This is a genomic window from Streptomyces sp. NPDC048643, assembly GCF_040650615.1.
In the GTDB taxonomy this organism is placed as follows: Bacteria; Actinomycetota; Actinomycetes; order Streptomycetales; family Streptomycetaceae; genus Streptomyces.
The window spans coordinates 1-17,025 of the sequence record NZ_JBEZHO010000005.1 but is presented as its reverse complement, the minus strand read 5'-3'; the positions used below and the strand labels follow the sequence as shown (position 1 = coordinate 17,025).

18 protein-coding genes and 1 pseudogene are annotated in these 17,025 nt (G+C 71.6%); 10 read left to right on the top strand and 9 right to left on the bottom strand.

All coding sequences use genetic code 11. The annotated features are described in order from the left end of the window. Positions 1 to 20: 20 nt before the first annotated feature. The 6 genes from AB0C62_RS06755 to AB0C62_RS06730 all read right to left on the bottom strand — a co-directional run bounded on the left by AB0C62_RS06755 (position 21) and on the right by AB0C62_RS06730 (position 4,971). Positions 21 to 1,307, bottom strand: a complete 1,287-nt coding sequence (locus AB0C62_RS06755; protein WP_362970232.1) for an MFS transporter — start codon at positions 1,305 to 1,307, stop codon at positions 21 to 23. A 56-nt stretch (positions 1,308 to 1,363) separates the two neighbouring features. Continuing rightward, positions 1,364 to 2,488 carry a PP2C family protein-serine/threonine phosphatase gene (locus AB0C62_RS06750; protein WP_362970656.1) on the bottom strand — a complete coding sequence of 375 codons (1,125 nt, stop codon included), beginning with the start codon at positions 2,486 to 2,488 and terminating at the stop codon, positions 1,364 to 1,366. Between the two features lie 237 nt (positions 2,489 to 2,725). Further along, positions 2,726 to 3,484: an IclR family transcriptional regulator gene (locus AB0C62_RS06745; protein ID WP_164370096.1), complete on the bottom strand. Its 759-nt coding sequence runs from the start codon at positions 3,482 to 3,484 to the stop codon at positions 2,726 to 2,728. 75 nt (positions 3,485 to 3,559) lie between these two features. Beyond that, positions 3,560 to 4,018 (bottom strand): MarR family transcriptional regulator, encoded by a 459-nt coding sequence (locus AB0C62_RS06740; RefSeq protein WP_362970230.1) that lies wholly within the window; start codon positions 4,016 to 4,018, stop codon positions 3,560 to 3,562. Positions 4,019 to 4,079: 61 nt separating this feature from the next. Then, complete coding sequence (locus tag AB0C62_RS06735; protein WP_362970228.1) at positions 4,080 to 4,442, bottom strand: DUF6204 family protein; 363 nt, start codon at positions 4,440 to 4,442, stop codon at positions 4,080 to 4,082. A 145-nt stretch (positions 4,443 to 4,587) separates the two neighbouring features. Then, positions 4,588 to 4,971 carry a hypothetical protein gene (locus AB0C62_RS06730; protein WP_362970226.1) on the bottom strand — a complete coding sequence of 128 codons (384 nt, stop codon included), beginning with the start codon at positions 4,969 to 4,971 and terminating at the stop codon, positions 4,588 to 4,590. A gap of 378 nt (positions 4,972 to 5,349) precedes the next feature. On the opposite strand from AB0C62_RS06730, the gene sigK reads away from it, so the two are divergent. The 8 genes from sigK to AB0C62_RS06690 all read left to right on the top strand — a co-directional run bounded on the left by sigK (position 5,350) and on the right by AB0C62_RS06690 (position 13,398). Then, positions 5,350 to 5,946, top strand: coding sequence for an ECF RNA polymerase sigma factor SigK (gene sigK, locus AB0C62_RS06725; protein WP_362970224.1), 597 nt, complete (start codon positions 5,350 to 5,352; stop codon positions 5,944 to 5,946). Beyond that, on the top strand, positions 5,943 to 6,680 hold the full coding sequence (locus AB0C62_RS06720; protein ID WP_362970222.1) for an anti-sigma factor: 738 nt from the start codon (positions 5,943 to 5,945) through the stop codon (positions 6,678 to 6,680). The genes sigK and AB0C62_RS06720 overlap by 4 nt, the downstream gene beginning before the upstream one ends. 204 nt (positions 6,681 to 6,884) lie before the next feature. Further along, positions 6,885 to 7,739: an MIP/aquaporin family protein gene (locus tag AB0C62_RS06715; protein WP_267051802.1), complete on the top strand. Its 855-nt coding sequence runs from the start codon at positions 6,885 to 6,887 to the stop codon at positions 7,737 to 7,739. Between the two features lie 24 nt (positions 7,740 to 7,763). Further along, on the top strand, positions 7,764 to 9,281 hold the full coding sequence (gene glpK, locus AB0C62_RS06710; protein ID WP_164370102.1) for a glycerol kinase GlpK: 1,518 nt from the start codon (positions 7,764 to 7,766) through the stop codon (positions 9,279 to 9,281). Between the two features lie 253 nt (positions 9,282 to 9,534). Continuing rightward, the gene (locus tag AB0C62_RS06705) at positions 9,535 to 10,026 is read left to right on the top strand and encodes a peptidylprolyl isomerase (protein ID WP_362970220.1); all 492 of its coding nucleotides are present in this window, start codon (positions 9,535 to 9,537) and stop codon (positions 10,024 to 10,026) included. Positions 10,027 to 10,352: 326 nt separating this feature from the next. Then, a complete protein-coding gene (locus AB0C62_RS06700; protein ID WP_362970218.1) occupies positions 10,353 to 11,033 on the top strand; it encodes a hypothetical protein in 681 nt (226 codons plus the stop codon). A gap of 290 nt (positions 11,034 to 11,323) precedes the next feature. Next, positions 11,324 to 11,770 carry a DUF485 domain-containing protein gene (locus AB0C62_RS06695; protein WP_362970216.1) on the top strand — a complete coding sequence of 149 codons (447 nt, stop codon included), beginning with the start codon at positions 11,324 to 11,326 and terminating at the stop codon, positions 11,768 to 11,770. Continuing rightward, positions 11,767 to 13,398, top strand: a complete 1,632-nt coding sequence (locus AB0C62_RS06690) for a cation acetate symporter (RefSeq protein ID WP_362970214.1) — start codon at positions 11,767 to 11,769, stop codon at positions 13,396 to 13,398. The genes AB0C62_RS06695 and AB0C62_RS06690 overlap by 4 nt, the downstream gene beginning before the upstream one ends. Before the next feature lie 36 nt (positions 13,399 to 13,434). Here the strand turns inward: AB0C62_RS06690 and AB0C62_RS06685 are convergent, their stop codons facing one another. Both AB0C62_RS06685 and AB0C62_RS06680 read right to left on the bottom strand, forming a co-directional pair. Then, complete coding sequence (locus AB0C62_RS06685) at positions 13,435 to 15,033, bottom strand: helix-turn-helix transcriptional regulator (protein ID WP_362970212.1); 1,599 nt, start codon at positions 15,031 to 15,033, stop codon at positions 13,435 to 13,437. Continuing rightward, entirely contained in the window at positions 15,030 to 15,341 is a 312-nt protein-coding gene (locus tag AB0C62_RS06680) for a helix-turn-helix transcriptional regulator (protein ID WP_362970210.1), read from the bottom strand. Before AB0C62_RS06680 ends, AB0C62_RS06685 begins: the two co-directional genes overlap by 4 nt. A gap of 298 nt (positions 15,342 to 15,639) precedes the next feature. On the opposite strand from AB0C62_RS06680, the gene AB0C62_RS06675 reads away from it, so the two are divergent. Together AB0C62_RS06675 and AB0C62_RS06670 are read left to right on the top strand one after the other, a co-directional pair. After that, entirely contained in the window at positions 15,640 to 16,014 is a 375-nt protein-coding gene (locus tag AB0C62_RS06675; protein ID WP_266610444.1) for a hypothetical protein, read from the top strand. A gap of 200 nt (positions 16,015 to 16,214) precedes the next feature. Next, positions 16,215 to 16,637, top strand: coding sequence for a metalloregulator ArsR/SmtB family transcription factor (locus tag AB0C62_RS06670; RefSeq protein ID WP_362970208.1), 423 nt, complete (start codon positions 16,215 to 16,217; stop codon positions 16,635 to 16,637). Positions 16,638 to 16,682: 45 nt separating this feature from the next. Here the strand turns inward: AB0C62_RS06670 and AB0C62_RS06665 are convergent. Beyond that, positions 16,683 to 16,943: pseudogene (locus tag AB0C62_RS06665) on the bottom strand (toxin Doc); the annotation flags it as partial. Positions 16,944 to 17,025: the final 82 nt, after the last annotated feature.

Here is a 17,025-nt window from a genome sequence, read left to right as displayed (position 1 = left end):
AAGCGGCAGGCGCCCACGGGTCAGCCGGCCGCCTCCTCGCCCGTCTCGCACTCCACGGCCCTGGGCGCGGGCACCGGTGCCGGGGGCTTGTCGACGGTGGCGCGCAGGCTGCGTACCTGGGGTGACAACAGGGTGGCCGCCGTGGCCAGGACGATCAGGGCGGCGCACCCCGCCAGGGCCTTGTCCGTCCCCACGGCGGTGGCGACGGGCCCGGCGACGAGCAGTCCGAGCGGTGCGAGAGCCAGCGAGCCGAACCAGTCGTAGGAACTGACGCGGGAGAGCACCTGCTCCGGGATCTCCCGCTGGATGGTGGTGGCCCAGAGCACTCCGAAGACGTCCGAGGTGACACCCGTGCCGAACATGGCCCCGGCGATCAGCCAGACCGGGGCCGCCACGCTGAGCAGGGCGATCGGCACGGCGGCCGGGAAAGTGCACAGGACGGCCACCAGAAGGGGTCGGCGCACGCGGACCCGGGCGGCGAGTCCCGCGCCGGCGACGGTGCCGACGGCCTGCGCCGCCACGATCACCGACCAGGCCCTCGCTCCGCCGAAGTGCCGCTCGGCCGTCAGTGGGCCGAGGACGCCGACGTTGGCGTTGAGTGCCGCGACGACCACCGCGTACTGCGCCACCACGGCCCACAGCCACTGCCGGGAGGCGAACTCCCGCCAGCCCTCGCGCAGATCGGCCCATCCCGACGTCCGGCCGCGCGGTCTCGTGGTCACCCGCAGCCGGGCGGTCAGCAGCGCGCTGACGACGAACGACGCGGCGTTGAGCGCGAGCGCCCACCCCGGGCCGACCAGCGCGACCGTCACGCCCGCCAGCGCGAGGCCCAGCAGGAGGGAGCTGTTGGTGGCCATCCGCAGCAGTCCGTTGGCCCGTTGCAGCCGGTCTCGTGGCACGACGAGCGGCAGCATGCCGTCCATCGCCGGCGCGAACAGCGCCGACGCGGTTCCGGCGGCCACCGCCAGCAGGCACATGGCCGCCAGGGGTGCGTGCCCGGTGAGCACCATCGCCGCGAGTCCGGCGTAGGCGCCCGCGCCGAGGACGTCCGCGAGGGCCATCAACCGCGAGCGCGACATCCGGTCCGCGATCACTCCGCCCATGAGGATGAACGCCAGTTGGGGCACGGCCTGGCAGGCCAGGACCAGCGACAGCCGGCCCGCGCTCGCTCCCGGCAGGGCGAGCACCGCGAACGCCAGCGCCACCCGCGCGAAACCGTTGCCGAGCACGGAGACGACCCGAGCGGAGGCGAGCAGGACGAACCGCCGGTCGCGCCACAACGTCGATTCACCCAGAGAGACCGTCACGGCCAGGCACCCTAGAGGGCCCCGACCGGCGCACGATGAGATCCAGCCAGTCGCGGTTACTCCACGCCCATGCCACAGCCCAGTCCGGAACCCGGGGCCGCGGGGCCGCTCCGGGCGACGGTCGTCAGGGCGCCGGCACCCGTGAGGACGGCGGGTGCCGGTTCCACGGAGTCCTGAACCGTCGGCTTGCGGAGCAGCAGCAGGGCCGCGTCGTCGTGCAGCCGTCCCCCGACGTGTGCCTGCAGTTCGGCGTCGAGGGCGTCGAGAGTGGCCGCCGGCTCGTCGGAGACGTGCCGGGCCAGGCCCTCGGCGAGGGGATAGAACGCCCGGCCGTGGTCACGGGCTTCGGTGACCCCGTCGGTGTAGAGGAGGAGCTGGTCCCCGTCGGCCAGCGGGAGCACCTGCAGGCTGGGCGTCTCGCACGTCAGCCCTCGCAGTCCGAGCGGCGGCGCCGGGTGGGCGGGCTCGACCGACGACACGTGTCCGGAGGCACGGACGTGCAACGGCGGCGCGTGTCCGCAGTTGACGACCTCCAGCCGGCCCGGCTCCGGGTATCCGGCGACCACCGCGGTGACGAAGTCGTCGTATCCGAGGTTGCGTGCCAGGCTCCGCTCTATCCGGCCGACCACGGCGAGCAGGTCGGGTTCGTCGTAGGCGGCCTCGCGGAAGATGCCGAGCACGAGCGCGGCGGTGCCCACGGCGGGAAGTCCCTTGCCCCGGACGTCGCCGATGATCATCCGGACGCCGTAGGGCGTGGGGACGAGGGCGTAGAGGTCCCCTCCGATCCGGGCCTCGGCCGCGGCGGCGCTGTAGCGGACCGCCACCTGGAACGGCCCGACGCTCGACGGGATGGGTGCGAGGACGGCGTGCTGCGCGGCTTCGGCGACCGAACGGACCGCCGCGAGCACCCGCTCACGGCGCCACCGGAGCGCACTGGTCAGGGCGCTCGCGAGGGTGACGGCGGCCAGGGCGGAGAGGACGGCCGCCTGCTCGGCGCCGTCGACACCGCCGCGGATGCCGAGCAGCGCGGCGAGGATTCCGGCGAGGAGACCGACACAGAGGACACCGCGCGGCCGGCTCGTGGCGGCGGCCATCGCGGGGCCCGCGGCCAGCAGCGACAGCCAGATCACGCCCGTTCCGGCGGTCAGGTCGACGAGCACGATGGCGACGACGACGAGCAGCGGAAGCACCGGGGTGCCGAGGGCGACGCGGGCGGCGGCGCGCTTACCGCCCGCCGCCGCTCCGTTTCCGAGGATGCGGTTCCTCCCCGCATCCCTCCCCGCACGTTTCCGTCCGTGTTCGCCGACGTACTCTCGGGCCTGACTCATATCCGGGCGCAGTCCTCACCTAGATTCTTCCTGAAATGTCCGTTTCATCTAGGAAATACGTTCGAGGTAAGTACCGCAAGGAGCGGGATTTCAGATAGTGAGCGACAGCCCCCGCGTCACCCGGTTCGCCGTCGGCACGAGCCGCGTCAGCACCTCCCGGATCCGGGGCAGCCGGTCGGCGGGCAGTGAGACACCGAGCGAGCCGAGCGTGTCCCCGCTGTAGACCGGCACGGCGACGCAGACGGTACCGAGGGCGTACTCCTCCAGGTCCGTGACCGCGGGGGCCACGGGCGACGAGGCGAGCCGGCGCAGCAGTTCCGGCCGGCTGGTGATGGTCCTGGGTGTGAGGTCGGCGAGGGTGTGCCGGGCGAGGTAGTCGTTGCGGGTCTCCTCGTCCATCTCCCGCAGGACGGACTTGCCGAGGGCGGTGGCGTGTCCCGCGTCCTCGAAGCCGACCCAGAGGTCGACCCGGGGCGCCCGGGGACCGTCGACGATCTCCGCGACCCGGATCTCGCCGTCCTCGTAGAAGGTGAGGTAGGCGGCGCTCGCCAGTTCGTCGCGCAGCGCGGCGAGCGTGGGGCGGACCCGGCCGAGCAGTTCCTGCCCGCGGCCCCGGGTGTGCAGCGTGCGCACCTTGTCGCCGAGGATGAACCCGCCGTCGTCGAGTTTGCGGACGTATCCGTCGTGGACCAGGGTCCGCAGCAGGTGATACGCGGTGGCCAGCGGCAGGCCTGTCTCGCGCGCCAGCTGCTTCGCGGGCGCGCCGTTCTCGTGCGCGCTCACCGCCTCCATCAGGCGGAAGGCCCGCTGGACGGATGTGATGAGCGTCGGCCCGTCGCGAGCTCCCATGTGACCAGGGTGCGCCGAGGTCGCGGGACCGGCAAGGCGCGGGGCTGGAGGAGGGCTCCGGTGCGCCTCGCGGGCTCAGAGGCGGGCCGACCCTCCCGGGGTCAGTCCGGTGCCGCCGAGCCGGGTGAGCAGGTCGGCGAGCCGCCCTGTCTCGTCCTCGGTCCAGGCGGGCTCGGCGAACACGTCGCGGGCGACGTGATCGGCGGTGGAGCGCATCTCCGCCAGCCGTTCCCGGCCGGTCTCGGTCAGCGCCGCGTAGGCGACCCGGGCGTCACGCGCGTCGGCGTCACGTCGCACGAGCCCGATGCGCTCCAGGGGCACCAGCCCCCGGGTGACACCGGAGGCGGTCAGCCCCAGCGCCTCGGCCAGATCCACCCGGCGCATCCGATCGCCCGGCGCCTGGGACAGGCGCAGCAGGAGCGTGAAGTCGGCCAGGCTCACCCCGTGCAGCCCACTCAGACGCGCGTCGAACCGCTTCACCAGGGCGGCCTGCGCCCGCATCAGGCGCAGGGCCGCGTCGAGTCCGCTACTCATTGACACCTCCTTGACTGCTCAAGCATAGCCACATGCGCAAACGTCGAGGAGGCGTACGGGATCAGGGGGTCGTGTTCTGGGCGATCGCCCGCCGTTGCCGCTTGCCGAGGGGAGCCTGGGAGAGGTCCTCGCCCTGGGCCCTGAGGCGCTTGAAGCCGTAGCCGCGGCCGGCGAGCCAGGCCGTCGCGGCGGCCTCGGCCCGTTCGACCGCGTCCAGGATGTCCTCCTCGGCCTCCCCCTCGTCCAGGAACCGGAAGGTGAAGGCGGGGCGGGCGGCCAGGTCGTAGCTGAGGTGTCCCTCGGCGGTGAAGGCCGCCTGCAGAACGTCGTGCTCCGCCGCCTCGGCGAGGAGTTCGGCGCGTTGATCGGTGCCGAGTCCGTCGAAGACGCCGCGGACGGTGATCCGGAAGGTACGTGTGGTCATCCGCGCAGCCTAACGAGCGAGGTCCGGAAGGCTCCACCGGGTTTGCGGCCCGCCCGTCCGCCCGGCCCGCCCGTCGGCCCGCCCACCCCGCACAGGAGGGGACCGGAGCGGAGTCGCCCCGGTCCTCACCTGCGGTCAGGAGTGCTCAGCGGTGGTCGCAGTCCCAGTGACCCTTGACCCACTGGTGGTCCCAGTGACCGGGGACGTAGACCCACTGGTTCTTCCAGTCGTGACTGTGATGGCCCTGGTGCCAACCGCCGTGGCTGTCACGGTAGCCCTGGTGCCAGGTGTCGTGGTTGACCCACTTCTTGACCCAGTGACCCGGAACCCACTTCTTCTCCCAGTGGCCCTTCTTCCACTCGCAGCGGTCGTGATGGCCGTGGTGGTCACCGGTCACCACCGAAGGCGCGGATGTCGGTGTCGGAGCTGCGGCGGCGACACCGGACATGCCCAGCGCGGCACCACCGGCCAGCAGGCCTGTCGCGGCGGCACCGGCCAGCAGGCGCCGGGTGCTGATGCGTGCGGTCATCGGACTCACCTCCCTCTCAAGCGTCAACGGCGTGCACAACGGGAGCCGACGTCACGGGAGTTCACACCTTGCGTACCGGTGCGACCCGAGGCTCACGATGTGCGGGACAGAAGGTATTCGGAGCCGTAAAAGGTATGTATGAGGATAGACCCGTACGAGTTTCCGGGAGGCATCGGGGCCGCCACCCCGGAGTGACCTCCGGCCCCCGCCCGTGCCGGACGGCGCGACGGTCATACGCGGGGCGGGGTGGCTACGAATACAGGGTGGAGGCGCGCCGGCCCAGGAGTCCCTCAGGCTGCGGAAACGGTCACCGGGCCGGAGAGTCGAACCGACGAGAAGGAAGCTCGAGAAGGAAGCTACGGACGGATTCTGGGAGCGATGTCCAAGAGCGGCCAGCACGGACACGGTTCGCCGCGGCGATCCTCGGCCGAGGCATGGCTCGACTCCCGGCTCAAGCGGGCCGCGACGGGCGACCACGACGCCTTCGCCGATGTCTACGACACGCTCGCCCGGCCGGTCATGGGCCTGATCTGTCGCGTCCTGCGGGACGAGGCACAGGCGGAGGAGGTGACGCAGGACGTGATGGTGGAGATCTGGCGGACGGCGGACCGCTACCGCCCCGAACTCGGCGGCGCCCGCGCCTGGGTGCTAGCCCTGGCCCACCGGCGGGCCGTGGACCGGGTCCGGCACGCCCAGGCCAGCACGGCCCGGGAGCAGCGCAGCGCCCTGCTGGCCGAGGACCGCCCCTTCGACGAGGTCGCCGAGACGGTCGAGCGCCACGAGGACCGCCGGCACGTCCGGCGCTGCCTCGCCGCCCTGGAACGGCATCAGCGCGTACCGCTGGTGCTCGCCTACTACCAGGGCATGACGTACCTGGAGGTGGCCGCCTGTCTGGCCACCCCGGCCGGCACCGTGAAGTCCCGGATGCGTTCCGGGCTGCGCCAGCTCCGCAAGTGTCTGGAGGCCAGGTCATGACCGCCGAGGACCAGCACCAGCTCGTCGGCGCGTACGTCCTGCACGCCCTGCCGCCGGCCGAGGAGGCGGCGTTCGACAACCACCTGGCCGACTGCGCGGCCTGCCGGGAGGAAGTGGCGGAACTGTCGGCCGTCACCCTCGAACTCGCCTCGGACCACGAGGCGGACCCCTCCCCCGAGCTGCGCGGGCGCGTCCTCGACCAGATCACCCGAACCCGGCAGGAGCACATCGCGGCCCCCGCTCCGAACCGCCGTCGCAGCCGGGTCCTGCGGGTGGCGCTCGCCGCGTGCCTCGCCCTCGCCGCCGCGCTCGGCGGCGTCGCCGTGTGGCAGCACCAGCAGGCCGACGAGGCACGGACGGAGGTGTCGCGCGAGCGGGCGAGAGCGGCAGCCGTCACCGACATCATCACCGCGCGGGACGCCACGATCACGACGCAGAAGCTGGACGACGGCGGCGACATCAGCGTGGTGGCCTCCCGGACGCAGGGCCGCGCGGCGGTGGTCGCCGCGGGCCTTCCGCACCTCGGGAAGGACCGGGTCTACGAACTCTGGTACGCGGCGAAGACCGGCGGCCTGCGCCCGGCGGGCCTGCTCCCCGGTTCGGGCGGCGGCCACGCGCAGGTGCTCCGCGGCTCGCTGGAGGATGTCGCCGCCGTGGGGATCACGGCCGAGCCCGCGGGGGGATCGGAGCAGCCGACCAGCGAGCCGCTCGGCATCGTCACGGTGCCCGCCTGACCCTCCCCTTCCACCGCGCAGCCGACACCGGCCGGCGAGGCCGCTCGACGCCCCGACCTGGGCGCACTTCGCCCATCACACGGAGCATCAGAACGCGATATTTCCCTTTTGATGCGGTTAGCTCTTGATCATCCTATGCTGATGTCAGGGAGGGCTCTGGTGGCAGTAGTCGGCCGGTCCTGAACCGGCGGGAAGCGGGCTTCCATGGCTGAGCGGTTTAAAAGGCTGGGGATCATCGGCGAGATGTCCGCCGAGTTCCTCGGCACGATGATTCTCATCCTCTTCGGGTGTGGCGTGGTGGCCCAAGTGGTCGCCGGCGGCGCACTCACCACGCCACCGGGCGGTCTGGGCGACCACGACAGCATCGCCTGGGCCTGGGGTATCGGCGTCACCATGGGTGTCTACGTCGCGGCACGTATCAGTGGCGCGCACCTGAACCCCGCGGTGACTCTGGCGCTGGCCACCTTCAAGGGGTTCCCCTGGAAGAAGGTGGCGCCCTACATGGTGGCGCAGACGATCGGCGCCTTCGTGGCGGCCCTCATCGTGCGCTGGAACTACACGGACGCGCTGGCCAAGGCGGACCCCGGACACACCATCAAGACCCAGGGCGTGTTCTCCACCCTGCCGGCCAACGGCAACCCGAACCTGCCGGTCCACGAGTGGGGCGCGTTCCGCGACCAGATCATCGGCACCGCCATTCTGCTGCTGGTGATCCTGGCCATCACGGACCTGCTCAACACGCCTCCCGGGGCGAACCTGGGCCCCTTCATCACCGGTCTGCTCGTGGTGGGCATCGGCATGGCATGGGGCACCCTCGCGGGCTACGCGATCAACCCGGCACGTGACTTCGGCCCCCGTCTCGCGAGCTTCATCACGGGATACGGAGGAGCCTGGCGAGATCAGTACGGGAACATCTACTTCTGGGTGCCGATCATCGGCCCCCTGATCGGTGGACTGGTCGGCGCAGGCATGTACAAGCTCTTCATCGGCAGGTTCCTGCCGTCGGCGGAGCCCGAGCCCGCGGGACGTATCCCGGTCTCCGAGCAGCCCAAGCCCTGACACCCAGAACTGAGGCGGCACTCCATGGCTGACTTCGTGGGCGCGGTGGACCAAGGCACCACCAGCACCCGATTCATGATCTTCGACCACGCCGGCAACGAGGTGGCGAAGCATCAGCTGGAACACGCACAGATCCTCCCGCGCTCGGGTTGGGTCGAGCACGACCCGGTGGAGATCTGGGAACGCACCAACTCGGTGATCCAGAACGCCCTGCGCCACGGCGGCCTGTCCGCGGAGGACCTGGCGGCGATCGGCATCACCAACCAGCGCGAGACCACCGTCGTGTGGGACCCGCGCAACGGACGTCCCTACTACAACGCCATCGTCTGGCAGGACACCCGCACCGACTCCATAGCCGCCGCCCTCGACCGTTCCGGCAAGGGCGACGTCATCCGGCGCAAGGCGGGCCTGCCTCCGGCGACGTACTTCTCCGGGGGCAAGATCCAGTGGATCCTGGAGAACGTCGACGGCGTCCGCGAGGCGGCGGAGCAGGGCAACGCCATCTTCGGCAACACCGACGCCTGGGTCCTGTGGAACCTGACGGGCGGCCCCGACGGCGGCATCCACGCCACCGACGTGACCAACGCCAGCCGCACCATGCTGATGGACCTGGAAACCCTCGACTGGGACGACGAGTTGCTGGGATTCTTCGGGATCCCGCGGGCCATGCTGCCCAGCATCAACCCGTCCTCCTCCGCCGAGGCGTACGGCACGACGCGGACCTCCCGGCCGCTGCGGGCCTCCATCCCCATCGCCGGGGTGCTCGGCGACCAGCAGGCGGCCACCGTCGGACAGGTCTGCTACGCCCCCGGCGAGGCCAAGAACACCTACGGCACGGGCAACTTCCTGGTCCTCAACACCGGGACGGAGCTGGTCCGTTCGGAGCACGGCCTGCTGACCACCGTGGCCTACCAGTTCGGTGACAGCCCCGCGGTCTACGCCCTGGAGGGGTCGATCGCGGTCACCGGCTCGGCGGTGCAGTGGCTGCGCGACCAGATGAAGATCATCAGCGACGCGGCCGAGAGCGAGACGCTCGCCCGCACCGTGGAGGACAACGGCGGGATGTACTTCGTCCCGGCGTTCTCGGGCCTGTTCGCCCCCTACTGGCGCTCCGACGCCCGGGGAGCGATCGTGGGCCTCGCCCGCTACAACGACAGCGGCCACCTGGCCCGGGCGACCCTGGAAGCCATCTGCTACCAGAGCCGCGACGTCGTCGAGGCCATGGAGCAGGACTCCGGGGTGCACCTCGACGTGCTGAAGGTCGACGGCGGCGTGACCGCCAACGACCTGTGCATGCAGATCCAGGCCGACGTGCTCGGCGTACCGGTCAGCCGGCCCGTGGTCGCCGAGACCACCGCGCTCGGCGCCGCGTACGCGGCGGGCCTGGCCACCGGGTTCTGGTCCGACACGGACGAGCTGCGCACCCACTGGCAGGAGTCCAAGCGCTGGGAGCCCCAGTGGTCGGAGGACCAGCGCCAGGAAGGGTACGCCGGCTGGAAGAAGGCGGTGGAGCGCACACTCGACTGGGCGAAGGTCGAATAGACCCGCCGGCCGGTCCCGCACCTGCTGCAGGGTCGCGAGTGTTCAGCCCCTGACGCGTTTCACGTCAGGGGCTGAACACTGCGCCGGGCCCTCCCGCGCGAGAATTCCCGGCGCCGTCCGGCGCCCGGTGGGCCCGCCGCGAGACACGGGGCGAGGACGGGCCACGGACCGAATGATCACCCCCGGTCACGCCCCCGCCGCCCTGGGCTCTCTATGCTCGGGGACGACCATTTGAATTCAGAGGAGCAGAGCAATGAGCGAGAACGTCTTTTTCGAGGTCACGGCCGACGGCGAGCCGATGGGCCGTATCGAGTTCAAACTCTTCGACGACGTCGTCCCGAAGACGGCCCAGAACTTCCGTGAGCTGGCCACCGGCGCGCACGGCTACGGCTACAAGGGCTCGCCCTTCCACCGGGTCATCCCGGACTTCATGCTCCAGGGCGGTGACTTCACCCGGCAGAACGGCACGGGCGGCAAGAGCATCTACGGCGAGAAGTTCGCCGACGAGAACTTCACGCTGAAGCACACCAAGCCGGGTCAGCTGTCGATGGCCAACGCGGGTCCGAACACCAACGGCTCGCAGTTCTTCATCACCACGATCGTCACCGACTGGCTGGACAACAAGCACGTCGTCTTCGGCGAGGTCGTCGAGGGCATGGACGTCGTCAGGGCGATCGAGGCGCTCGGCAGCCGTTCCGGGGACACGAAGAAGAAGATCGTCATCTCCGACTCCGGCACCGTCTGAGCGGTCCGGCGACCTGGGGTCACCCACGGACGAGTGCCGACGGAGGCGGTGGTACGACCGCCGCCTCCGTCGGGCGTCTCCGGCCCGGGACCTCGGCGGCCGACGGCGCCGCCGCTCCGACGGTCGCACACGCCCCCTCCGACAGGCCGAGACCTCACGAACCACCGCATGCCTCAGGCGACGGGCCCTGCCCCCTGAGCGCCCCGGCAGGAAAGAGTTCGGCCTGATTGGTGGCCGGATCTCGCCCTCCGCACGGTCGGACCCCCTCCGGTGGGTAGCCCTAGCCAGACGCCGAGGCGCGCGAGGGTTGGGGGGAGCTGGCCCGAGTGACAACGAGGGGGAGAACACCCGGGAAAAGCCTGTCGGGTCGGGCGCGGCGACGGTCGACGGTCCGGCGGCTGCGGGCGGAGGGGCGGTACGGTCCCGGGCTGCGCGAGGTGCTGCCCGCGCTCGCGGGAGTCGTCGTCGTCCTCTGCGCGGTGGCGGCCGCACTGGCCGTGGGTTACCGCGTGGTCGGCGTCGCCGTGCCGCTCGGCGCCCTGGCCCTCCTCGTCGTTCTCGGCCCGGCCCTGGTCCGCAGGCACCGGCCGCACGCCCGGCGGCGGCTCGGCTTCTACACCGCCGAGGAACTCGCGGAGCTGGACACCCAGGGACTGGCCCTGGCCGTGTCGCGGATGCTGCGGCGCGACGGCTGGCGGGTGCTCCCGGCGCCAAAAGTCCAGGACCGCCCCCATGTCCGCGCGCGGGACGGTCTCGGGCAGCGCCTCGAGGTGGCGTTCCGGCCGGTGGCCGAGCCGCTGCCGGACGAGGACCCGCCCCTGTCAACCCGTCCCGGGCGCCGGGACAGCGGCAGCGCCCCGGTCCGTCTCGTGGTGCACCGCGGCGCCTTCAGCCGCCGCGACGTCCAGTGGGCACGCCGGCAGGGTGGTGTCCGTCTCATCGACGGTTCCTGTCTCACCCGGTGGGCGCACGGCACACCGCTGCACGAACTGAGCGAGTCCCCGTGATCGCGCGCCCGCGTCCCCGCCCGCTCCCGCGCGGCCCTCCCCCGGCCCCCTCTCCGCCGCCGCGGACGGCATCCGCCGGGACGCCACATCGCTCACTCACAGCCCTCGGACCACAGCGGTTTCATCGACAACATCCGAGGTCAGCGACATGGACGTAGTCCGACCAGGTACTTGAAGGAAAGCCCTTCGCACTGGCCGACGGGCCGAATAGCGTGCGAGGACCCGAGCCGCGCCCCACCCCGTCCCGCGGTCCATGTACGCCGGGCCCGCATCCCCACGAGGAGACCGGCATGTCGTACGACAGTTCCGCCGCCCGTCCCGCGCGACAGCTCCACGGACAGCACGACGACGACGCCACCATCCCCGTCCGGCTCGTCCCGGACACCGGCGAACAGCCCCTGCGCGACGCGGCGTTACCCCGTGCCTGGACGGGACACCATCGCGATCTGCGCATCCTGCGGCGCGCCTACCGCAGGCAGCGGCGGGTGACCACGTTCGCGGTGCTCGGGTACTTCTCCCTCTTCCTCGGGCTGTCCGCGGGCGCCCCCGACCTCATGGACCGGCCGGCCGTCGGCGGTCTCTCCGTGGGCCTGCTGATCGCCCTCTCCCAGATACCCGCCACCTGGCTCGCCGTGCTGCTCTACGAGGGCACCGCCCGCCGCTACGTCGACCCGCTCGCACGCCGTGTGAACCGCAGTGTCCCCTGGGCCGGCGGCGAGCAGGAGCGGGAGCGGTGAGCCCCTTCACGGGCGCCACCCAGTCCTGGTCCCTCGTCGCCTTCAGCATCGCCGTCACGGTGACCCTGCTGCTGTGCGTACTCACCGGCCCCGACAGCGACGACCTCGCCGAGTTCTACACCGGGTACCGCTCGCTGTCCCCGCTGCGCAACGGTCTGGCCATCGCCGGCGACTACATCTCGGCCGCGACCGTACTGACCGTGGGCGGAGTGATCGCGCTGTGCGGGTACGACGGTGTCGTCCTCGCCCTCAGCACGCTGCTGTCCCTGCTGGTGCTGATGTTCCTGCTGGCCGAACCCCTGCGGAACACGGGCAAGTTCACGATGGGCGACGTCCTGGCGCGGCGCATGCCCGGGCGGGCCGTGCGCATCACGGCGTGCGCTGTCACGATCGCCGCCCTCGTCCCGATGATGCTCGTCCAGCTCGCCAGCACGGGACAGTTGCTGGCCTTCATCCTCGGCTTCTCCGACAGCTCCATGAAGACCGGCTGCATCGTGGGCGTCGGCACCCTGATGATCACCTACGCGGCGATCGGCGGGATGCGCGGCACGGCGCTGATACAGCTCCTGAAGATGGTGGTGCTCCTCGGCTCCGGGATCGTCGTAGCCGTGCTGATGCTCGGTCAGTTCCACTGGAATCCTGGAGAGTTGTTCAACGCGGCGGCGAAGCGCAGCGGCGCGCCGCACGCGTTCCTGCACGGCGGGCTCCAGTTCGCCGGTGGCCCGCACCCCCGGCTCGACATGATCAGTACGCAGTTCGCCATCGTCATGGGCGGTGCCTGCCTGCCGCACGTGACGATGCGGATGTTCACCGCGAACAGCGCCCGGCAGGTGCGCCGTTCGATGTCCTGGGCGGTGTCGTCCGTCGCCCTGTTCGTGATGGTCGCCAGTGTCATCGGCATCGGCGCGACGGCTCTGATCGGCCGGTCGCACATCGCCGCCGCCGACCCGCGGGGGCACACGGCGTATCTGCTCGGCTCCCGCGCCGCGTTCGGCCCCGTGGTGTCCCGGGCCGAGACCCTGGTGTTCACCACGGTCACGACGGCGATCTTCCTCACCCTGCTCGCGTCGGTCGCCGGGATGACGCTCGCCTGCGCCAACTCACTGGCCCACGACGTCTTCGCCGGCCGGAAGACCGCGCTGTCCCCGCAGCGCGAGACGGCGTTCGCCCGCGGCTCCGCGCTGGTCGTCGGCGCCCCGGTGATCGCGCTCGCGGTCCTCGTACAGCACCGGAGTCTGCAGCCGCTCGCCACCATGTCGTTCTGCGTGGGCGCCTCGGCGATCGCCCCCGCCCTCGTCTACAGCCTCTTCTGGCGCCGCTTCACCCGCGCCGGCCTGCTGAGCACGCTCATCGGCGGCACGCTCGCCGTCCTGGTCCTGATGCCGGGCACGAGTCTGGTGTCCGGCTCCCCCACAGCGGCCTTTCCCACGGCCGACTTCAACTGGTTCCCCTTCACCACGACCGGCCTGGTGTCCATCCCGCTGGGCTTCGCCTTCGGCTGGCTGGGCAGCTTGCTCTCCGGCCGCCGCGCCGCGGACCGGGAACGCCAGGTGTACGAGGGGGTCGAGAGCCTGATCCTCGCGGGCCCCCGGCGGAAGGTGGCGCCCACGAGGGCGGACAGCGGGTGACCGGCGCGACGTGGACGGCCTGCGGGGACCGGGACCTCAGGCCTCCTGGCCCGGCAGCCCGGGCAGGTCCCCGTCCCCGCCGATCGCGTAGATGTCCTTGACCTTCACCTCCGCGACGCCGCGACCCTCGGGGAACACCGCGCGCCAGTCGCCGGTCACGTGGAGTTCGTCGGTGCCCATCGCGCGGACCACCGTGAGGCCCTCGTCGTAGGCCCGGTACGCCTTCATCCAGAGGTTCGCGAAGGCCTGCGAGCGGATGAGGTGCATCCAGTCGGGCCGGTAGAGCTCCCGGTTGTAGTTCGACTCCCCCATCGTGGAGACGAACTTGGAGTACATCGCCTTCACGTACTCCAAGGTCACCTCGTCGCCCTCGGCGATCGCCCGGTCCCGGGCGTCCTTGAGCGCGACGCGGAACTTCTCCAGCAGACCCTCGGTCGCGCCAGAGGTGAACGACTCGTGGATCTCGGGCGGATCACACAGGCCGTACGTGGGTCCCGAAAGACGGAGCAGCAGCCGCAACGTGGGTTCGGTGATCCACAGCGGGCCCGGCTCGTCGCGGTTGCCCAGGGGGTTGGGCAGGACCGCGTCGTGGTCCCACGCCGGAGGCGTGACGAGGTGCACGCCGGCACGGCGCCGGTCGTGCTCCGGTGACGTCGAGTGCTCCAGTTGTCCGATCGGGAGATGGGTCTTGAGGGCGGACAGATAGGCGCCGTTGACGTCGAGCGCCGTGACCTCGTGCGTACCGGGCGGCAGTTCGGCCCGGGTCCACTTGGGCCGACCCTCCCAGATGTGGTCGGCGCCGCGGGCGCTCTGCTTGCGCAGGACGTCGGGGATCCAGGGATGGGCCACCACGTCGTAGCGGCCGCCCTTGCGCGTCTCGTCCAGCAGTGCCATCGCGTCCGGGATGGCCCGCCTCACCAGCGCGGCGGTGGCCGCCTCCACATCGCCCGTCGAGGCGGCGAGTTCGGCCGCCACGGCCCGGCCGATCAGATCGGGCGTGTCGGCGGCCTGCGCGCGTCGGCCGACCGGCACCACCCTGGTCGGCCTCGCCGGACGCCCGGCGAGGCTCCGGCCGGCCGGCCGCTCGCGCGGCGTCGGCGCGGCCGCCCGCTCCGCGGCGACGGAACCCGGTGGCGGCGACGGTACGGGCGCCCCGCACTCGGCGGGGTCGAGGTGCTGGGGGAATCCGGCGACCTGGTGCCGGGCCGGCTGCCCGCAGAGCACACAGGGCCGGGGCTGCGCGAGAGCCTCGACGTCGTCGGCGGAATCGTCGCCCGACCCCGTCTCCGCTCCCCCGTCGTCGCCGCCGTCACGGTCGTCCGGCGCGTCGCCGGGGCCGGTCTCGGTGTCCTCGGCCGCGACGTCGCCGGTGTCCTCCTCCCGCGCCGCCCGGTCCCGCAGTTTGCCGCGCGCTCCGTCGAGGAAGTACGCGTACTTCTCGCGGACCTCGCCGCTGGGGTCCCGTCCGGACTCCCAGCCGCCGACGGTGGACGGACCCACCCCGAGCGCCCTGGCCACCTGGGCACGCGAGAGGTTCACGCCCTCGCGAAGGGCCCTGCGCTCCTCGGCGGTGGGCAGCGGAACCTCCTGCCGGGCGGCGGCGAGCAGGGCGTCGATCGTCTCGAAATCCGTCATCGCGCCGATTCCTCCCGCGCCAGAGGGCGGACCACGGCGGGACGCCGGCCCGGGGACCGGCGCCGGCCCTCGGGAAGCGACTCGGAGGCCCGCGTCGGTCCGGACAGCAGGTCCAGCACGTCGATGCCGAAGTGAGCCGCCACGGCGTCGCAGTCGTCCAGGCTCCACGCGGCCGCGCCGGACTGACGGCGGCTCACCTGGGCCTGGCTCACGCCCAGCGCCGTGGCGAGGTCGGTCTGCGACTCACCGGTCGCGTGCAGGAGCGTGGCCACCGCCGACCGGACCCGCTCCGCCAAGGTCATCCGCATACCGTGGAATCTAACACTCACATCCCATGCTCTATACGTATTGAGCATGCCTGGATCAAGAGATCGGGAGGAACCCGCCGACCGCGCCGCCTCCCGCCCGCCACCCGCCGCACTCGGCCATCGGCGCTCACCAGTGGGACAACAACGATCAACAGAGGGTCCAAGGAAGGTCGTTTCGGTGCTCCTTCCGCCAGTCCCGAAAGAACTCGGCTGGCCACCGGGGACGGTCCGTAGGGTCCGGAGCACCGACGGGGCCGGAAATCCCCTGGCCGCGCGGTGACCAGGAGGGGACATCGGGATGGCGAATGTGGAGGTCTCCCTCAAGGAGACGATGACGTCGATCGAAGGCGCGCTGGGCGCCGCGCTCGTCGACTACACGAGCGGCATGGCGCTGGGCACGCTGGGGGGCGGCAACGACCTGGACCTGAACATCGCGGCGGCGGGCAACACGGACGTGATCCGGGCGAAGATGCGGACGATGGAGCACCTCGGGCTCAAGAGCGAGATCGAGGACGTACTGATCACGCTGGAGAACCAGTACCACGTGATCCGGCCGGTCAAGGGCCGCGAGGGCAACGGTCTGTTCCTGTACCTGGTGCTCAACAAGGCGACCTCCAACCTGGCCATGGCCCGCCACAAGCTCGCGCGCATCGAGGCGGAGCTGGAGGTCTAGCCGGCGGACCTCTCCGCGCCTCCGCACGCCCACGACTTGAAGACTTCTTCAATTGGGTACATCCAGATCAGGTCAATCCCCTGGGTGTGCGGAGGCGGAGCCGCGAGGATCGGTCCGTACGTCACCGCGCGTGGCGGCGCGTGAACAGCCGCCGCGCCAGCGGGAGAAGCAACCCGTCCGAGGCGGCAGGGAGCGAACGATTGACCAGGCAGGTGCCCCTCTACCAGGCCAAGGCCGAGTTCTTCCGCATGCTCGGGCACCCCGTGCGTATCCGGGTCCTGGAGCTGCTGCAGAGTGGTCCCGTCTCGGTGCGTGACCTGCTGAGCGAGATAGAGATCGAACCGTCCAACCTCTCCCAGCAGTTGGCCGTGCTGCGCCGCTCGGGGATCGTGGTGTCCATCCGTGAGGGTTCGACCGTCAGTTACGCGCTGGCCGGTGGAGACGTCGCCGAGCTGCTGCGCGCCGCCCGTCGCATCCTCACCGAACTGCTCTCCGGGCAGACCGAGTTGCTGGCCGAGCTGCGTCAGGCCGACCGCGACCCCGGACTGCCGGCCGGGCCGCACCCGGTGGCGCTGGTGACCACACCGTCCCCCCGGCCCGCCCCCGCGATCCGGGGACACTGACCGAAGCCCGTCCGACGCACGGACCGGCAGCGCCCGGTGCGGGCCTCAGACCTTCCAGGACCGCAGCTGATCGGCGACCGTGCCGATGGACAGGCGCGTGTCGCGGATCTTGCGCACGAGGTCGGACAGCGCGCCGTACGGCGGGTCGATGCCCTCGCCCGACTGGTCCATGTACTGGGCGGCGACGAACGCCGCGAACAGGCTGTTGCGATGCGGGAGCGGCTCCAGCCGGACGACGGTGTGCATCAGCGCGGCCGCGCGCCACGCGGCGTCCGGGTCGGCCGAGGCGAGGGTCGGCAGTTTGGTGGGGGGGGGGGCCCCCCCCCCCCCCCGCGCCGCGTTGTGCGGCAGCTGGGGAGAGGGGGGGGGTGGGGGGGAGTGGTGGTTG